The organism is Caballeronia sp. M23-90, assembly GCF_053574605.1.
This window is the reverse complement of the sequence record NZ_JBSIPA010000105.1, coordinates 1-16,566: the sequence shown is the minus strand read 5'-3', so window position 1 is coordinate 16,566 and position 16,566 is coordinate 1. Positions and strand designations below refer to the sequence as shown.

Below are 16,566 nucleotides of genomic sequence, written 5' to 3'. Positions count from 1 at the left end.
TCTAGCGCGCGTGCATGGCGAAGTCGATGGCAGGCGCGCCTTCCGGACCTTGCCGGCTGTCGGCCAACAGGTTGTTGAACGGTGCGCCGCCGCAAGCTTGTTGCAACCGGTTGATGCAACCGTAGCCGCGGTTGTCGAGCAGCACGACGATGATCTTGGCGCCAAGCATCACCGATGTAGCAAGCTCGCTGTTCATCATGAGATAGCTGCCATCGCCTACGATTACGATCACTTCCCGCTCGGGACGCGCGAGTTTCGCACCGAGCGCGCCGGCGACTTCGTAGCCCATGCACGAGTAGCCGTATTCGACGTGATAACCGCCCGGCGCGCTCGTGCGCCAGAGCTTTTGCAATTCGGCGGGAAGGGTTCCGGCTGCACAGACCACGATGTCGTTGGCCGCCGATTGCACGCTCGAACGCTGCACCGCGCCGATGACATCGGCTTCACGTGGCAACGCGTTGTCGAGCTGCTGCGCGTTCGTCACGTGATCGACGGTCGCGCGCCAGCTATCGGCGAGTTCGTGCGCACGAACGGTCCACGGCGGCGATGCACGCCAGTCGCCGAGCGCACGGCTTAGCGCATCGAGCGCGAGCTGTGCATCGGATTCAACTGCCAAAGCACCTTGTTTCAAGGCATCGAATGCATTGGCATTGATGCCGATAAGCTGCGCCTGCGCGAACAGCGTGTTCGATCCCGTGGTGAAATCCTGCAGCCGCGTGCCGACCGCGAGGACACAATCGGCATCACTTGCCAACTGGTTCGCGGCTTCCGACCCGGTCACGCCGATACCGCCCAGATTCAGCGGATGATCCCATTCGAGCGCACCTTTTCCCGCCTGAGTTTCGGCGACAGGAATGCCATGACGTTCCGAGAATGAGCGCAATGCACCGGTCGCGAGGCCGTACAGCACGCCGCCGCCCGACACGAGCAGAGGCCTTTTGGCAGCTCGCAATGCGGTGGCCGCGCGGGTGATGTCATCGGCCATGGGCGAGGGCGCATGAAACGAAACCAGACGCGGCTCGAAGAACGATGCGGGATAGTCGTACGCCATCGCCTGCACGTCTTGCGGCAGCGCGAGCGTGACGGGGCCGCACAACGCGGCGTCGGTCAATACGCGGATTGCACGAGGCAACGCGCTCAACAATTGCGCCGGATGCACGATGCGATCGAAATAACGCGAGACAGGACGCAAGGTATCGTTCGCGGATACGTTGCCGTCGCCGAAGTCTTCCACTTGTTGCAGGACAGGATCGGGCGCACGGGACACGAAGATATCGCCGGGCAGCAACAGCACGGGCAAGCGATTCACGTGCGCCAATGCTGCGGCCGTCACGAGGTTCGTCGCGCCCGGGCCAATGGAGGTCGTCACCGCCATCATCCGCCGGCGGAAATTCGCCTTTGCATAGGCAATAGCCGCATGCGCCATCGCCTGCTCGTTGTGCGCGCGAAACGTGGGCAGAGTCTCGCGATGCGCATACAAGGCCTCGCCCATACCTGCTACGTTGCCGTGCCCGAAGATCGCAAAGACGCCGCCGAAGAGCGCTTCGCCGTCCTCGGTCTGCAGCGCGGCGAGATAGCGGACCAGCGCCTGCGCGGTGGTCAAACGGATCGTGCTGTTCATGCTGCCTGCTCCTGCGCGGTGGCTTTCGGGTGCCGGGCGGCGCGCGCTTCGGTCCATGCATCGATCAGCGTTTCGAACGTGCGCCGCACGCGTGCGACGAGTTCGGCGTCATCTATTGTCCCGGCGAGCCACGCGTGACTCGGCTCATGGAAGATCGTGCGGCCAACGGTAAACCCACGGCATGTCTTCGATAAAGCCGCCGGTTTGAAGCCCTCGCACAGTTGATCCACCGCCGCCGACAAACCCAGCAACACGACGCCGCGACACGCGGGGTCACGCTCGGCGATCAACGCATCGACGGCTTCCCATTGCTTCGCGCTCATTGGTTCGAGCTTCCACCACTCGGGATAGATGCCAAGGTTGTAAAGCCGTTTCAACGAACGCAGCGCGGTATCTTCGGCAATCGGCGGCCCGTTCTTAGGCACGATCACTTCGAGCAGCAACTCGTGGCCGCTTGCCTGGACCGCGTCGTACAGCGCGCGGATCTGGGCTTCCTGTTCGAGGCGGAGATCGTGTGGATGGTCGGGGTGATAGTGCACCAGGCACTTTGCAACATGTTCGCGCGGCCACTCGACAAGCGTGGTTCCGATCGAGCGGCCGTGATCGAAAACAAGCGGCATGGAGCCGGGCAACTCCACCGGACGCCCGATCCACCAGCCGCGTCCGGTTGCTGCGTTCAGCGCGTCCTGGCCGTAGCGGTCATCGATCAGCACGCCGATGCGTCCTTCCAGTCCGCGCTCCTTTTCCGTCTGCGCGACGGCTTGCACGAACAAGCCTTTGAGCTCGGCGATACGCGTTTCGTCCGCGCCGGTTTGCTGCGCGAGGTCGAAAAACTGGTTGCGGTGATCGAAGGCAAATCCAAGCACTTCGTTCCACTGTTTGCGAGCCGGCGTCACGCGGTGCAGGCGCGCAAGCGTTGCATCGCGGTCGGGACGGCGCATGCGGAAAGGATCGGCGCGTGCGGCATCGAGGAAGTAAGTGAGCTCTGCGGGCGTGGGCATGGCGGGCGCGCATCCGTGACGCGATACAACCAGCCCGCCGCACGCGTTCGCGGTACGCGCGCAGACGTCCATGGGTTCGTCGCGCAGCCATCCGGCGAGAAAGCCTGCAGCGAACGCATCGCCCGCGCCCAGCACGTTCAGCACTTCGACTTCGACGCCGCCGTGAACGGGGGCATCGTCTATCGAAACCGGAACGTCGCCTTCGATGATCGAGCAGCCCATTGGCCCACGCTTGACGACGAGCGTTGCGTCCGTGACGGAACGAACGGCGGTCAACGCATCGATCAGCGTGCCCTTGCCGCCCGCGATCCGGAACTCCTCTTCCGTGCCTATCACGAGGTCCATCAGCGGCAGGATGCCTTGCAAGTGGGCGGTGACATTGTCGTTGGCGACGAAGCGTGTCTCGCCATCGGCCTTGCCGGTCAGTCCCCATAGCACCGGCCGGTAATCGATATCGAGCACCGTACGAACCTGGTTGCGGCGCGCGTAATCGAGCGCGCGGCGGCTCGTGCGATTGACCTGATCGGTGGAGAAGTGCGTGCCGGTAATCAACAGCGCTTTCGATGAAGCAATGAACGCTTCGTCGAAGTCGTTTTCATCGACGGCCATGTCCGCGCAATCATCGCGATAGAACACCAGCGGAAACGTATCGCGATCTTCAATGCCGAGCAGCACGAGTCCCGTCAACCGGTCGTGATCGATGCGCACGTGACTCGTGTCGCACCCCTCGCGTTCCAGCGTCTCAGTGAGGAAGCGGCCCATGTGATCGTTGCCGACGCGCGAGAGCATTGCCGACCTGAGGCCGAGCCGGGCGCATCCAAACGCGATATTCGCCGACGACCCGCCCAGATATTTCGCAAAGCTCGATACGTCCTCGAGCCTGGCGCCGACCTGCTGCGCATAGAGATCGACCGCGAGCCGCCCGAGACATACGATGTCGCGGGTTCGCCCTTCGGCGAAACGCGATCCGGTTGATGAATGCAATGCCATGTTCGATCCTTGGAGTAGATGAAGTCCGCGAAGGAGCCCGGGTTCAGGCCGGGGCGTCTTCCAGTTCGCTCATCATTTGCTGCATCTCGGCGCCGCCCGCCATCATGTCGAGGACTTCGTTCTTCGTGATCGTGTCTTTCGTGAACGTGCCCATTGAACGGCCGCGATTGAGCAGCGTGAACGAATCGCCGATGGGGTACGCGTGATGCACGTTGTGCGTGATGAAGATCACGGAGATGCCTTTCGAGCGCGCCGTATGGATCAGGCGCAGCACGTTGAACGATTGCTTCACGCCGAGCGCGGCCGTGGGTTCATCGAGGATCAGCACGCGTGCGCCGAAATGGATCGCCCGCGCGATCGCGAGACATTGCTTTTCGCCGCCGGACATGGTGCCAATGGGTTGATGTGCGTCGCGTACGTTGATCCCCATTTCGGAAAGCCGTGCCGTCGATGTTTCCGCCGCGAGGTCCAGATCCATCACGTTGAGCAAACCGAAGAGCTTTTTCTGCGGCTCGCGGCCCATGAAGAAATTGCGCGCGACGGACAACAAGGGTACGAGCGCGAGATCCTGGTACACGGTCGCGATACCCATATCGAGCGCTTCCTTGGGCGAGCCGAATTGCACCGGTTTGCCATCGACGAGATATTCGCCCGAGGAGGGCGTATGAACCCCGGCAAGCGTCTTGATCAGAGTGGATTTGCCTGCGCCGTTATCGCCGAGCAGGCAGTGCACTTCGCCGCGCTTCAAACGCAGCGTCACACCGTTGAGTGCGATCACGCGGCCGAAGAACTTGCTGACGTTTTCGAGCGCGAGAATGGTGTCTTGTTCAGCCATGACCGTTCCCCTCATTGAGCTTGTGAAACGCGACGACGCACGTAGTGATTGAACAGCACGGCGATCAGCAGCATCACGCCGAGGAACACGCGGAACCAGTCGGAGCTGACGTTCGTGTACGTGATGCCGATCTGTACGACGCCGAAGATGAGCGCACCGAAGCACGCGCCGATCACCGAACCATAACCGCCGGTCAGCAGCGTTCCGCCGATCACCGCCGCGATGATCGCTTCGAATTCCTTCTGCAGGCCGCGATCGGCGGCAGCGGATCCGATGTCGCAAACTTGCAGCACGGCGAACAAGCATGAGCAAAACGCGGTCAGCACGAACAATGAAATCTTCACGCGCCGCACGGGCACGCCGACGTTCTTAGCTGCGTTTGCATCGCCGCCGACTGCGAGGATCCAGTTGCCGAAACGCGTCTTCGCAAGCACGAACGCGCTGACCGCGGCGAGCGCGAGCCACCACAAGATGACCTTTGGAATACCGGGCACGAGCGGTTCGCCGCTATCGAGCAATTTGCCGATACCCATATGCCCGAGCCATGAAAAGAGGCCATGCAGCGCGACGCCATGAAACAGCGTGTTCGCGAGCCAGTCGTTCTGCGCGAGATCGCCGACGCCGGAGATGATGGTGCGGTCGGCAAAGAGAATGGAGAGCGCAAGCGTCAAGCCGCGCAGGATGAACAGGAACGCGAGCGTCACGATGAACGACGGCAACCGCGTCTTCACGACCAGATAGCCGTTCAATGCGCCTAGCAACATGGAACAGACGAAGGCGAACAGGATCGCAACCGACAACGGCCAGTGAAAATACACCGACGGAATCGCGACCATCATGCCGGCGAAACCGATCATCGAGCCAATCGACAAATCGAACTCGCCCGCGATCATCAGCAGGCACGCGCCGACCGCAAGCAGGCCGAGGTACGCCGCGACTTGCGACCAGTTCATCACGCCGTCGAGGTTGAACATGCCCGAGCTTCCGGCGCTTACGCCGAACACAATGAACACGAGCACTGCGCCGGAGATCGCCGCGAATTCCGGACGATTCAGGATATGGCCGAACCACGATTGACGCCTGACGCGTTCATCGGCGGGCGCGGCCGTGGCCGGCGCACTGGAAGAATCGGCCGCGTTGGAGAGGGGAGGAACGTGCTTGCCGGCTATGCCCATGATGGCTCCTTGAAGCGCGCGGCCAGCCGCCTGACGGACGCAGGCGGCGGCGCGTTGAGAGAAAGCTGGTGCTGCGAACGGCGTAGTCAGGTCGAGGATGATCCGCACCGCCGTCCGCGATGAATCACCTGTATTGGCCTGCGAACTTCAACACCTTGTCGATGTTGTCCTTCGTGATGAAGCCCGGTCCTGAACGGATGTTCTTCGGACCGTAAGATGGTTGAAGTCCGTAGGTTGCGAGCCGAGCCTTGAACTTCGGATTCGCTTCCAGGATCTGGCGGATCTTCACCGGATCGGTGGTCTTGTCATGCTTCACGATCGCCAGCACGGCAACCGGGATATAGCCTTGCAAGTACGGCTGCTGATCGATCGCGAACTGGATCGTGCCGGCTTGGATGGCTTTTGCGATGTCATCGGAGAAATCGAAAGTCGCAAACCAGATCTTCTTTTCCAGGCCCATCTGCTGCACGGCTTTCAATGTGGCCGAAGCGGGCGTCGGTCCGAGCGTCAGGATGGCCTGCGTGTTCGGATGATTGCGCAAATACGCGCTGACCTTCGACTGGATCTCAGTCGGGTCCTGTCCCGAGTCGAGCGTCGACGGTTTGTAGTCGACACCGATGGCATCGGCGAAACCACGGCAGCGATCGAACGACACCACGTTGGTCGCCAGGTGATTGACGCACAGGAACGACTTGATGCCTGCGGCCTTGGCCTTCTCGCCAGCCGCGTGACCCGCAACATATTCAGGTTGGCCGATATGCATGATCGCGCCAAGCTGCGCGCTTTGCTCTTCGGTGCCCGAGTTGATCGTGACGAGCGGAATCTTCTTCGCGGTCACCTTGTTCATCGCACTTTTCAGTACGTCGAAGTCCGCGATGGTCACGATCACGCCATCGTAGTTACGCGCCGCCGCTTGTTCGATCAACCGCGACATGTCGGCGAGATCGCCGTTGGGCGGATTGCGGTAATCCGTCTCTACGTTGAAGTCCTCATCGGCCTGTTTGATGGCGTTCTTGATCGTGTTCCACCATGAGTCCGAATCTGGCGCGTGGCTGATCAAAACGAAATGGGCGTCGGGAGCCGCGTGGGCTGCCTGGCTGCTCAGTGCCGCTGCGCCGCACAAAGCGGCAGCCGCTGCGAGCACGCGCAGGGCGGCTCGGCCATTGCAAAGTCTCATTGTCTCCACCTATCACGGTTGTTTTTCTGGATAAGCAATCAGGCGCGATGGACAGCGCTCACGTCCCCTTGCTCACGACCAAGATTAGGACAAGTCTGAGCGCTATGCAATAGGAAGTTTAACTACCCGACGTTTGGAAAATTCATTCCATTTGTTCCGGGAGGTATCTATAATCGGTTGCATCGAAACGGGAATCCATGACGAGCACCGCATGCAGGAAGACACATCAGACACACAGGAAACAGCCACGGACACCGAGACCGTCGACGAACTGATGCAGCGCATCACAGAGGCGTACGACGCACTGCCGCGCCAGCTCAAAAGCGTGGCGACGTATATAGAGCAGCATCGCAGCAACGTGATGATGGATCGCACTGGCGATATTGCGAGCGCGTGCGGCGTGCATCCGTCGGCGGTGGTGCGCTTTGCGCAACGCTTCGGTTTTTCCGGTTTCTCCGACCTACAGGCGATTTTCAAGCAGGCATACACGGGCCAGAACGGTTCCGCGCAAAGCTACCAGCAGCGGATCAGGAAACTGATTGATGAAAAGCCCGGCAAGTTGTCGGGCGGATCGGTCGCGCGTGAATTCATCGCGGCGAGTCAAAGCGGGCTCGCCGAGCTCGAAGCGGGTCTCGACGACGAACAGTTCGAAGCCGCCGTGAAGATGCTGGAGCATGCCGAGAACATCTACGTGATCGGCGTGCGGAGATCGTTTCCGGTGGCGAGTTATATCGTGTACGCGCTGCAGCATACGGCCAAGCGCGTGCATCTCGTGTCGGGCTTCGGCGGGATGTACCGCGAGCAGATTCGCAGCGTGAAAAAGGGCGATGTGGTGATTGCAATCAGCTTCGCGCCCTACGGCAAGGAGACGCAGTACTGCGTGCGCGCGGCGCAGCATCACGGCGCCAAGACGCTGGTCATCACCGACGGCCAGCTTTCGCCGCTCGCGCGTCACGCGAGCGCGCATTTGTTCGTGAAGGAGGGCAGCGCGTTCGCGTTCCGCTCGCTCACGAGCACGATCTGCCTGTGCCAGGCGCTGTTCATCGCGCTTGCGTACCGGCTTGAACTGAACGTAGAAGAATCAAGGGAGACAGGCGGCTATGACGATTGATGTAGCGGTTTTCGGAGCAGGGCGGATCGGCAAGATCCATGCGGCGAATCTGGCAAAACAGCCGGGTGTGCGCCTGAAATATGTAGTCGATGTCAACAAGGAAGCCGCCGCCGCCCTGGCCGCGCTGCACGGCGCGCAGGTGGCGGACGTGGAAGGCGCGCTGGGCGATGCGTCTATCGGCGCGACCGTGGTGTGTTCGAGCACCGATACCCATGCCGACCTGATCATGAAATCGGCGGCGCAAAAGAAACACGTGTTCTGCGAAAAGCCTGTGGACCTGACGCTCGAACGCGCACGCGCTTGCGCCGATGCCGTCGCCAAAGCCGGCGTGGTCTGCATGATCGGCTTCCAGCGCCGCTTCGACCCGACGTTCGCTGCGTTGAAGGCGCGCGTGGAGGCGGGTGAAATCGGCGATCCGGAAATGCTGATTGTCACGAGTCGCGACCCGGGGGCGCCGCCCGTTGACTACATCAAACATTCGGGCGGCATTTTCAAGGACATGCTGATCCACGACTTCGACATCTTCCGCTGGATGCTCGACGACGAAGCCGACACACTGCACGCCACCGGAAGCGTCCTGACCGATCCGGCGATTGCGGATGCGGGTGACATCGACTCGACGGCCGTCACCATTCGCACCAAACGCGGCCGCTTGTGCCAGATCAACACGACGCGGCGCGCGGCGTACGGCTACGACCAGCGCTTCGAATTGCTCGGCAGCAAAGGCATGCTGCAGGCGGGCAATGTCCGTCCCACCGAAGTCACCGCGTACTCGAAGACGGCGGTATCGAACGATGTCCCCGAGGCATTTTTCCTCGAGCGATACCGCGCGGCGTACGCGCTGGAGATCGCGCATTTCTTCGATGCCGTCCAGGAAGGCAAACCCGTGCGCACGACGGTCGCGGACGGCCTGAAAGCGCTCGAACTCGCCGATGCCGCCACGCGTTCATGGCGCGAAGGAACGATCATCAAGCTGGGCGCGGCATGAAAGCGCCGGTGCGGATCGGCATTGCCGGATTGGGGCGGCTTGGTCAACGCCATGCGCGCAATCTCGCGTGGCATGTGCCCGGCGCGACGCTCGCGGCCGCGTGCAGCCCGGTCGCGGCTGAACGTGAATGGGCGGTGGAAAAGCTGCCCGAACTCGCGCTCTACGACGACTACGAGTCGTTGCTGCAAGACACATCGATTGATGCCGTCTGGCTCGTTACGCCTACGTCGCTTCATGCCGACCAGATCATCGCGGCATTACGGGCCGGCAAACACGTGTTCTGCGAGAAGCCGTTGTCGCTGGACCTGGCGCAGTGCGACCGGGTTATCGAAGAAAGCGCACGGTTTCCCGATCTGCAGGTCATGATCGGTTTCGTGCGCCGCTTCGACGCCAGTTATCGCGATGCCTTCAACAAGGTCCGCGAGGGCGCGATCGGCCGGCCGTTCATGGTCCGTTCGCAAACCGTCGATAAAAACGATCCCGATGGCTTCTTCGTGCGTTTCGCGCCGACATCGGGCGGCCTGTTCCTCGATTGCAGCGTCCACGACATCGACCTGGCGCGCTGGATGCTCGGCAATCCGCGTGTCACGCGCGTGTTTGCAAGCGGCACGATTGCCATCCACGAAGGCCTGGCTGCGTGTGGCGACATTGATAACGGCGTTGCCATCGTCGAGTTCGAGGGCGGACGCATGGCGGTTTTCCATGCATCGCGGACCAGTGCGCATGGCCACGATACGCAAACGGAAGTCGTGGGAACGGGCGGGGCGTTATCGGTGGGGAGCAACCCGCGGTTGAATCGCGTGGAAATTTTCGATGCCACGGGCATTCGCAACGAATGTACGCCGACGTTCTTCGAGCGCTTCGAACACGCGTTCCTGAACGAGGCCGAGGCGTTCTTGGCGTCGCTCAACGGTGGCCCCGCGACGGGCCTCACGCTTGAAGACGCGCGGGAAGCCACGCGCATCGGCATCGCAATGAGGGAATCCCTGGCCAAGGGAGAAGCGGTGAATTTTTAGGCAGTGGGGTAAAATCGGACTCTTACGAAAAGCAGGTTCGAACAAGGCTCATTCGATGGAAGTGCACAAGGAAGTCGATGCGCGCGGGCTCATGTGTCCGCTGCCCATCTTGCGGGCGAAGAAGGCGCTGTCCGACATGCAAAGCGGTCAGATTCTGAAGGTCCTCGCGACCGATCCGGGTTCCCAACGTGACTTTGCCGCGTTTTCGAAGCAGACCGGCAATGAACTGGTGGAATCGACCTCGCACGACAAGGTCTTCACTTTTCTGATGCGGCGGCGTTAAGCGGGTCAGCCGGACGAAAAAATGCCCATGACGAAGATCATGGGCATTTTTATTTTCAAAGCGCCACGACGGGCGCCCGAAGCCAGTCTTATCCAACCAAATGCGGCGAGCGCGTATCCAGGTATTCCTGGAAGTCGGCGGCAACTTCCGGGTGACGCAGCGCGAATTCCACCGTCGCCTTCAGATAACCGAGCTTGCTGCCGCAGTCGAAACGCGTGCCGTGATACTTGTACGCGAGCACTTGTTCGTCCGCGAGGAGCGACTGGATCGCGTCCGTCAGTTGCAGTTCACCGCCGGCGCCCGGCTTCAACGCGCGGATATGGTCGAAAACACGCGGCTTCAGCACGTAACGGCCGACTACGCCGAGATTCGACGGCGCCACAGCCGGTTCCGGCTTTTCCACGATGCCCGACAGCTTGAAAATATTGTCTTCCCACTCTTTCCCGTCGATAACACCATACGACTTCGAATCCTGAGCCGGGATCTCTTCTACGCCGATTACCGAGCTGTGATAGTGGTCGAACACTTCGATCATCTGCGTCATGACCGGCGGCGTGCCGTACAACAAGTCATCGGCGAGGATGACGGCAAACGGGTTGTCGCCCACCAGCTTTTCGGCGCACAGCACCGCGTGCCCAAGACCGAGCGCTTCGGCCTGGCGCACGTAGAAACAGTCCACATGGCTCGGCTTGATGCTGCGGACCAGATCGAGCAGCTTCTGCTTGCCGCGCGCTTCCAGTTCGGCCTCGATCTCATACGACTTGTCGAAGTGATCTTCAATGGCGCGCTTGCTGCGCCCCGTGACAAAGATCATTTCCGTAATGCCGGCTGCCATTGCCTCTTCGACCGCGTACTGGATCAGCGGCTTGTCGACCACAGGCAGCATTTCCTTCGGGCTGGCCTTGGTTGCGGGGAGGAACCGGGTACCGAGACCCGCAACCGGGAAAACCGCTTTCGTAACTTTTAGCATTTGATGACCCTGATCCTCTTATCGTGTTTAAACGTCAAGCCTGAATTTCGTGGGCCCGAGAGCCACTGCCATGATGCAGGTTGATCCGTGAATAAAAAAGTGCGACGAGTGAATTCTTCCAGCGTCAAACTGCACTTTGCTATAGACGGAACAAGCTATAGGTTAGTTTCCAGGTCTGACACCGCCGCGTCTGAATGAAGTTTACGCCGGCAACCGTGAAAGCTGCGCTTTCAGCTTGTCAGCCGTCGACTCGAATTCGGCAAGCCGCTTGCGTTCCTGTTCAACCACCGCGGCCGGCGCACGGGCTACAAAACTTTCGTTTTCCAGCTTGACGCGCGCCTTGCCGATTTCCTGTGTCAGCCGATCGACTTCCTTCGTGAGGCGTTCGCGTTCAGCGGCGACGTCGATCTCGACCTTAAGCACCAGCTTGTTCGATCCTACAATAGCAACTGGCGCGCCACTTGCCTCTGCGTCGAGCGCATTTTCGTCGGTAATGATCTTTACCTCCGACAAACGCGCCAGTGCCTGGACATAGGGCGCGAACGACTTCAACTGCGCTTCGTCGCCCGTTGCCAGCAGCGGCACTTTCACTGCCGGTGACAAATTCATCTCGCCGCGCAGATTACGACATGCATCGATGACTCCTTTCAGTTCGGCCGCCCACTGTTCTGACGATTCGTCGATTTTCGACGGTTGCGCCTGCGGATAGCGCTGGATCATGATCGATGCCGTTTGGCTGCCATTGGCCGGCTGCGGATACCGGTCGGTCAGCGGCGCAACCTTCTGCCACAAAGCTTCCGTGATGAACGGAATGATCGGGTGAGCCAGACGCAGCACGGTTTCCAGCACGCGCAGCAGGGTCCGGCGTGTCGCGCGCTGCTGCTCGGGCAGGCCGTTTTGGATCTGTACCTTCGCCAGTTCGAGATACCAGTCGCAGTACTCGTCCCAGACGAATTTGTAGATGGCGCTTGCCACGTTATCGAACCGGTAATCAGCGAAACCCTTCTCGACCTCCGCTTCCACACGCTGCAGCAGCGAGACGATCCAGAAGTCCGCCTGCGAAAAATGCAGGTAGCCGCCTGGGCCGCAGTCGCCCGCTTCGCATTCTTCCGGTTTGCCGAAACCACAATCGTGGCCTTCGGTGTTCATCAGCACAAACCGTGTAGCGTTCCACAACTTATTGCAAAAATTACGATATCCCTCGCACCTTGCCAGATCAAAATTCACGTTGCGACCGAGAGTGGCCATGGACGCCATCGTGAAGCGCAAGGCATCCGTGCCAAACGGCTGAATTCCGTCCGGGAATTCCTTGCGGGTCTTTTTCTCGATTTTCTCGGCCTGCTTCGGGTTCATCAGGCCGGTAATACGCTTGGCGACGAGCGTTTCCAGATCGATTCCGTCGACAATGTCGATGGGGTCGAGCGTGTTGCCCTTGCTCTTCGACATTTTCTGGCCTTCCGCGTCGCGCACGAGACCGTGGACGTAGACCGTGTCGAACGGGATCTTGCCCGTGAAATGCGTGGTCATCATCACCATCCGGGCAACCCAGAAGAAGATGATGTCGAACCCCGTCACCAGCACCGACGACGGCAGGAAGTGCTTCAGTTCCGGCGTTTCGTTCGGCCATCCAAGCGACGAAAACGGCACCAGCGCGGACGAGAACCAGGTGTCGAGCACGTCTTCGTCGCGTCTGAGTGCGCCGGTATAGCCGTTTTGGGAGGCTTCCGAGCGCGCCTCGGCTTCCGTCTTGGCGACGAAGATTTCGCCGTTCTCACCGTACCACGCGGGGATTTGATGGCCCCACCAGAGCTGGCGAGAAATACACCAGTCCTGGATATTTTCAAGCCACTGGTAATACGTGTTCGACCAGTTTTCCGGCACGAACTTGATTTCGCCGCTGCGGACTACGTCGAGCGCCGTTTCCGCGATCGATTTACCCGGATTGAACGTGCCTTCCGGCGCCGGTTTGCTCATGGCCACGAACCACTGGTCCGTCAGCATGGGCTCGATCACCACGCTGGTACGGTCGCCGCGCGGCACCATCAGCGTGTGCGGCTTGACCGATTCAAGCGCGCCGAGCGCTTCGAGATCGGCCACGACCTGCTTGCGGGCATCGAAACGATCCAGGCCACGATATTTTTCCGGCGCGTTGTCGTTGATTTTTGCGTCGAGCGTAAGGATTTCGATCATGGGCAGCTTGTGACGCAAGCCCACCTGATAGTCGTTGAAATCGTGCGCCGGCGTGACCTTGACCACGCCGGTTCCGAACTCGCGATCCACATAGTCGTCCGCGATCACCGGAACTTCACGGCCCGACAACGGCAAGGTGACCGTCTTGCCAATGAGATGCGCGTAACGCTCGTCTTCCGGATGGACCATCACGGCGGTGTCGCCGAGCATGGTTTCCGGGCGCGTGGTGGCAACTGTCAGGTGTCCCGAGCCGTCCGTCAGCGGGTAGTTGATGTGCCACAGATTGCCGGCTTCCTCCTCGCTCACCACTTCAAGATCCGACACAGCCGTGCCCAGCACCGGATCCCAGTTCACCAGCCGCTTTCCACGATAAATCAGGCCCTGCTTGTAGAGCGTGACGAAAACATCCTGCACGGCGGTCGACATCTTGTCGTCCATCGTGAAATATTCCCGCGACCAGTCGATGGACGCGCCCAGTCGGCGCACTTGCCCCGTAATGGTCGAGCCCGACTGCTGTTTCCATTCCCAGACGCGTTTCAGGAATTCCTCGCGGCCGAGGTCATGGCGCGAGATGCCCTTGGCGTCGAGCTGGCGCTCGACCACGATCTGCGTGGCGATGCCCGCGTGGTCCGTGCCCGGCAGCCACAGGGTGTTTTCGCCGAGCATGCGGTGATACCGCGTGAGGCTGTCCATGATGGTCTGGTTGAACGCATGACCCATGTGCAGCGTGCCGGTGACGTTTGGCGGCGGGAGCTGGATCGAGAAGTCTTTTTTTCCTTCGTCAAGGCTCGGCGCGGCGTACCCGCGCTTTTCCCATTCGGGTCCCCAGTGGGACTCGATGTTTTGGGGCTCGAAACTCTTCGCAAGCGTGTTGTCACTCATGGGGTGGGATCTGCCGAAAATTGCGTAAAAAAGAAGCGGGGGTCGACCAGCGACATCGGTGAATTATAAGGTCTTACCGAACCTGCAGCCGATTTAGGCGCGCCTGATCGGCCTCAATCGAGCCCCAAGCGAGCTTTCAAAGCGGTTGTTTCGAAAACGTGTCCGCCCGCGCGGTCTTATAATGTTCGACCCACCGGAAGACTCGCCCATGCCCGATTTGCTTGCCAATCTGAACCCCGAACAACTTGCCGCCGTCACGTTGCCAAACGAGCCGGCGCTTATCCTGGCGGGCGCGGGCAGCGGCAAGACGCGCGTCCTGATCACGCGCATCGCGTGGCTGATCCAGCAGGGTTATGCGTCGCCGCAGACCATTCTCGCCGTCACGTTCACGAACAAGGCCGCAAAAGAGATGATGGCGCGGCTGACGGCCATGATGCCCATCGATACTCGCGGCATGTGGATCGGCACCTTCCACGGCTTGTGCAACCGCATGCTGCGCGCGCATTTCCGCGATGCCGGCCTGCCGCAGGCATTCCAGATCCTCGATACTGCAGACCAGCTTTCGGCCATCAAGCGGCTGATGAAGGGCCTGAATATCGACGACGAAAAATATCCGGCCAAGAATCTCCAGTACTTCATCAACAACGCGAAGGAACAAGGGCTGCGTCCGAAAGACGTCGACGCGACCGACGCCTTCAACATGAAGTTCGTCGAGTTGTACGCGGCGTACGAGCAGCAATGCCAGCGCGAAGGCGTGGTGGATTTCCCCGAGCTCCTGCTGCGCTGCTACGAGCTGCTCGCGCACAATCCGCCGCTGCGCGCGCATTACCAGGCGCGTTTTCGCAATATTCTGGTCGACGAGTTCCAGGATACGAACAAGCTGCAGTACGCGTGGCTCAAGATACTGGCGGGCGAGCATAACGCCATCTTCGCCGTGGGCGACGACGACCAGTCCATCTACGCATTCCGTGGCGCGAACGTCGGCAACATGCATGATTTCGAGCGCGAATTCCATGTGCGCAACATGATCAAGCTGGAGCAGAACTATCGCTCGCATGGTCATATTCTCGATACCGCCAACTTCCTGATCGCGAAAAACTCGCGCCGGCTCGGCAAAAATCTGCGCACCGATGCAGGTCACGGCGAACCCGTGCGCGTGTACGAGGCCGCGACCGATACGCAGGAAGCCGGGTGGATCGTCGAGGAGATCAAGGCGCTGATTCATGCAGGCGCGGCGCGTGGCGAGATCGCGATCCTGTATAGAAGCAATGCGCAGTCGCGAACCATCGAACATACGCTGGTGAATGCGGGCATTGCGTATCGCGTGTATGGCGGCTTGCGGTTTTTCGAGCGCCAGGAAGTGAAGCACGCGCTTGCGTATCTGCGCCTGATCGACAACCCCAACGACGACACCGCGTTTTCCCGCGTCGTGAATTTCCCGACGCGTGGAATTGGCGCAAGGTCGATCGAACAACTCGCCGACGCCGCCCGTCTCTACAACTGTTCAATGGCCGCGGCCGTGCCCTACGTGGCCGGCAAGGCAGGTTCGAGTCTCGCGAATTTCGCGCAGTTGATCGGCAAGATTCGCGCCGAAACACAGCACATGAGCTTGCCGGAAACGGTGGAGTACGTGGTCCGCGCGAGCGGTCTCGCGACGCATTACGAGAATGAACGCGAAGGCCAGGACCGGCTCGAGAACTTGCAGGAAGTGGTGAACGCGGCGGCTGCATTCGTGCAGGAAGAAGGCTACGGGCTCGATACCCCTGCGCGTTCCATTCCGCTGCGCCCGGGCGCGACCAACGCGCCGGAAATCGGCGTGGCGACGGATGATCCCGCTGTCGATGTGCTCGATCCCGAAAGTCTCGCCGATCCTGCGCAAAACCCCGACACCATGACGCCGCTGGCGGGTTTCCTGTCGCATGCATCGCTCGAAGCCGGCGACAACCAGGCGCAAGCCGGCCAGGACGCCGTGCAGTTGATGACGGTGCACGCAGCCAAGGGGCTGGAGTTCATGGCCGTGTTCATCACGGGGCTCGAAGAGGGTTTGTTCCCGCACGAAAACAGCGCGCAGGAAAGCGACGGGCTCGAAGAGGAACGGCGTCTCGCGTATGTGGCGATCACGCGGGCGAAGGAGCGGTTGTATCTGTCGTTTGCGCAGAGCCGGATGTTGCACGGCCAGACGCGCTACAACATCCGCTCCCGTTTCTTCGATGAACTTCCGGAAGAGTCGCTCAAATGGCTCACGCCCAAAGTGGAAGCAGGCGCGCGTTTGGGCGGCCAGATGATCGCGATGTCATTGGTCGAGCCGTGCGACCCTGTGCCGGTTT

11 protein-coding genes and 1 pseudogene are annotated in these 16,566 nt (G+C 60.7%); 5 read left to right on the top strand and 7 right to left on the bottom strand.

Annotated elements, in window-relative coordinates; all coding sequences use genetic code 11:
• Positions 1 to 4 precede the first annotated feature (4 nt).
• From iolD to ACRXB1_RS13270, 5 genes and pseudogenes are all read right to left on the bottom strand, one after another.
• Positions 5 to 1,678 (bottom strand): annotated as a pseudogene (gene iolD / locus ACRXB1_RS13290) (3D-(3,5/4)-trihydroxycyclohexane-1,2-dione acylhydrolase (decyclizing)); the annotation flags it as partial.
• Positions 1,618 to 3,612: a bifunctional 5-dehydro-2-deoxygluconokinase/5-dehydro-2-deoxyphosphogluconate aldolase gene (locus ACRXB1_RS13285; protein WP_449492251.1), complete on the bottom strand. Its 1,995-nt coding sequence runs from the start codon at positions 3,610 to 3,612 to the stop codon at positions 1,618 to 1,620. The pseudogene iolD and the gene ACRXB1_RS13285, both read right to left, overlap by 61 nt.
• 43 nt (positions 3,613 to 3,655) lie before the next feature.
• Entirely contained in the window at positions 3,656 to 4,447 is a 792-nt protein-coding gene (locus ACRXB1_RS13280; protein WP_062167146.1) for an ATP-binding cassette domain-containing protein, read from the bottom strand.
• A gap of 11 nt (positions 4,448 to 4,458) precedes the next feature.
• A complete protein-coding gene (locus ACRXB1_RS13275) occupies positions 4,459 to 5,622 on the bottom strand; it encodes an ABC transporter permease (RefSeq protein ID WP_062000923.1) in 1,164 nt (387 codons plus the stop codon).
• A 124-nt stretch (positions 5,623 to 5,746) separates the two neighbouring features.
• The gene (locus tag ACRXB1_RS13270) at positions 5,747 to 6,799 is read right to left on the bottom strand and encodes a sugar ABC transporter substrate-binding protein (protein WP_061999875.1); all 1,053 of its coding nucleotides are present in this window, start codon (positions 6,797 to 6,799) and stop codon (positions 5,747 to 5,749) included.
• A 211-nt stretch (positions 6,800 to 7,010) separates the two neighbouring features.
• On the opposite strand from ACRXB1_RS13270, the gene ACRXB1_RS13265 reads away from it, so the two are divergent.
• Genes ACRXB1_RS13265 through ACRXB1_RS13250 form a run of 4 tightly spaced genes read left to right on the top strand, consistent with a single transcriptional unit; the run spans position 7,011 to position 10,197 of the window.
• A complete protein-coding gene (locus ACRXB1_RS13265) occupies positions 7,011 to 7,910 on the top strand; it encodes a MurR/RpiR family transcriptional regulator (RefSeq protein WP_061999874.1) in 900 nt (299 codons plus the stop codon).
• A complete protein-coding gene (iolG, locus tag ACRXB1_RS13260; protein ID WP_062167142.1) occupies positions 7,900 to 8,898 on the top strand; it encodes an inositol 2-dehydrogenase in 999 nt (332 codons plus the stop codon). Before ACRXB1_RS13265 ends, iolG begins: the two co-directional genes overlap by 11 nt.
• Entirely contained in the window at positions 8,859 to 9,914 is a 1,056-nt protein-coding gene (locus ACRXB1_RS13255) for a Gfo/Idh/MocA family oxidoreductase (RefSeq protein WP_449492250.1), read from the top strand. The genes iolG and ACRXB1_RS13255 overlap by 40 nt, the downstream gene beginning before the upstream one ends.
• 55 nt (positions 9,915 to 9,969) lie before the next feature.
• The gene (locus ACRXB1_RS13250; protein WP_031360613.1) at positions 9,970 to 10,197 is read left to right on the top strand and encodes a sulfurtransferase TusA family protein; all 228 of its coding nucleotides are present in this window, start codon (positions 9,970 to 9,972) and stop codon (positions 10,195 to 10,197) included.
• An 88-nt stretch (positions 10,198 to 10,285) separates the two neighbouring features.
• Here the strand turns inward: ACRXB1_RS13250 and galU are convergent, their stop codons facing one another.
• Together galU and ACRXB1_RS13240 are read right to left on the bottom strand one after the other, a co-directional pair.
• On the bottom strand, positions 10,286 to 11,167 hold the full coding sequence (gene galU, locus ACRXB1_RS13245) for a UTP--glucose-1-phosphate uridylyltransferase GalU (protein WP_056354112.1): 882 nt from the start codon (positions 11,165 to 11,167) through the stop codon (positions 10,286 to 10,288).
• Between the two features lie 201 nt (positions 11,168 to 11,368).
• Entirely contained in the window at positions 11,369 to 14,239 is a 2,871-nt protein-coding gene (locus tag ACRXB1_RS13240) for a valine--tRNA ligase (RefSeq protein ID WP_449492249.1), read from the bottom strand.
• Positions 14,240 to 14,447: 208 nt separating this feature from the next.
• On the opposite strand from ACRXB1_RS13240, the gene ACRXB1_RS13235 reads away from it, so the two are divergent.
• The coding region (locus ACRXB1_RS13235) for a UvrD-helicase domain-containing protein (protein ID WP_449492248.1) at positions 14,448 to 16,566 on the top strand (2,119 nt) is incomplete at its 3' end.

Bases quoted from the DNA above. Each gene is read 5' to 3' on its own strand.
- ACRXB1_RS13285 (WP_449492251.1), bottom strand. From the start codon at position 3,612: ATGGCATTGCATTCATCAACCGGATCGCGTTTCGCCGAAGGGCGAACC.
- ACRXB1_RS13280 (WP_062167146.1), bottom strand. From the start codon at position 4,447: ATGGCTGAACAAGACACCATTCTCGCGCTCGAAAACGTCAGCAAGTTC.
- ACRXB1_RS13275 (WP_062000923.1), bottom strand. From the start codon at position 5,622: ATGGGCATAGCCGGCAAGCACGTTCCTCCCCTCTCCAACGCGGCCGAT.
- ACRXB1_RS13270 (WP_061999875.1), bottom strand. From the start codon at position 6,799: ATGAGACTTTGCAATGGCCGAGCCGCCCTGCGCGTGCTCGCAGCGGCT.
- ACRXB1_RS13265 (WP_061999874.1), top strand. From the start codon at position 7,011: ATGCAGGAAGACACATCAGACACACAGGAAACAGCCACGGACACCGAG.
- iolG (WP_062167142.1), top strand. From the start codon at position 7,900: ATGACGATTGATGTAGCGGTTTTCGGAGCAGGGCGGATCGGCAAGATC.
- ACRXB1_RS13255 (WP_449492250.1), top strand. From the start codon at position 8,859: ATGGCGCGAAGGAACGATCATCAAGCTGGGCGCGGCATGAAAGCGCCG.
- ACRXB1_RS13250 (WP_031360613.1), top strand. From the start codon at position 9,970: ATGGAAGTGCACAAGGAAGTCGATGCGCGCGGGCTCATGTGTCCGCTG.
- galU (WP_056354112.1), bottom strand. From the start codon at position 11,167: ATGCTAAAAGTTACGAAAGCGGTTTTCCCGGTTGCGGGTCTCGGTACC.
- ACRXB1_RS13240 (WP_449492249.1), bottom strand. From the start codon at position 14,239: ATGAGTGACAACACGCTTGCGAAGAGTTTCGAGCCCCAAAACATCGAG.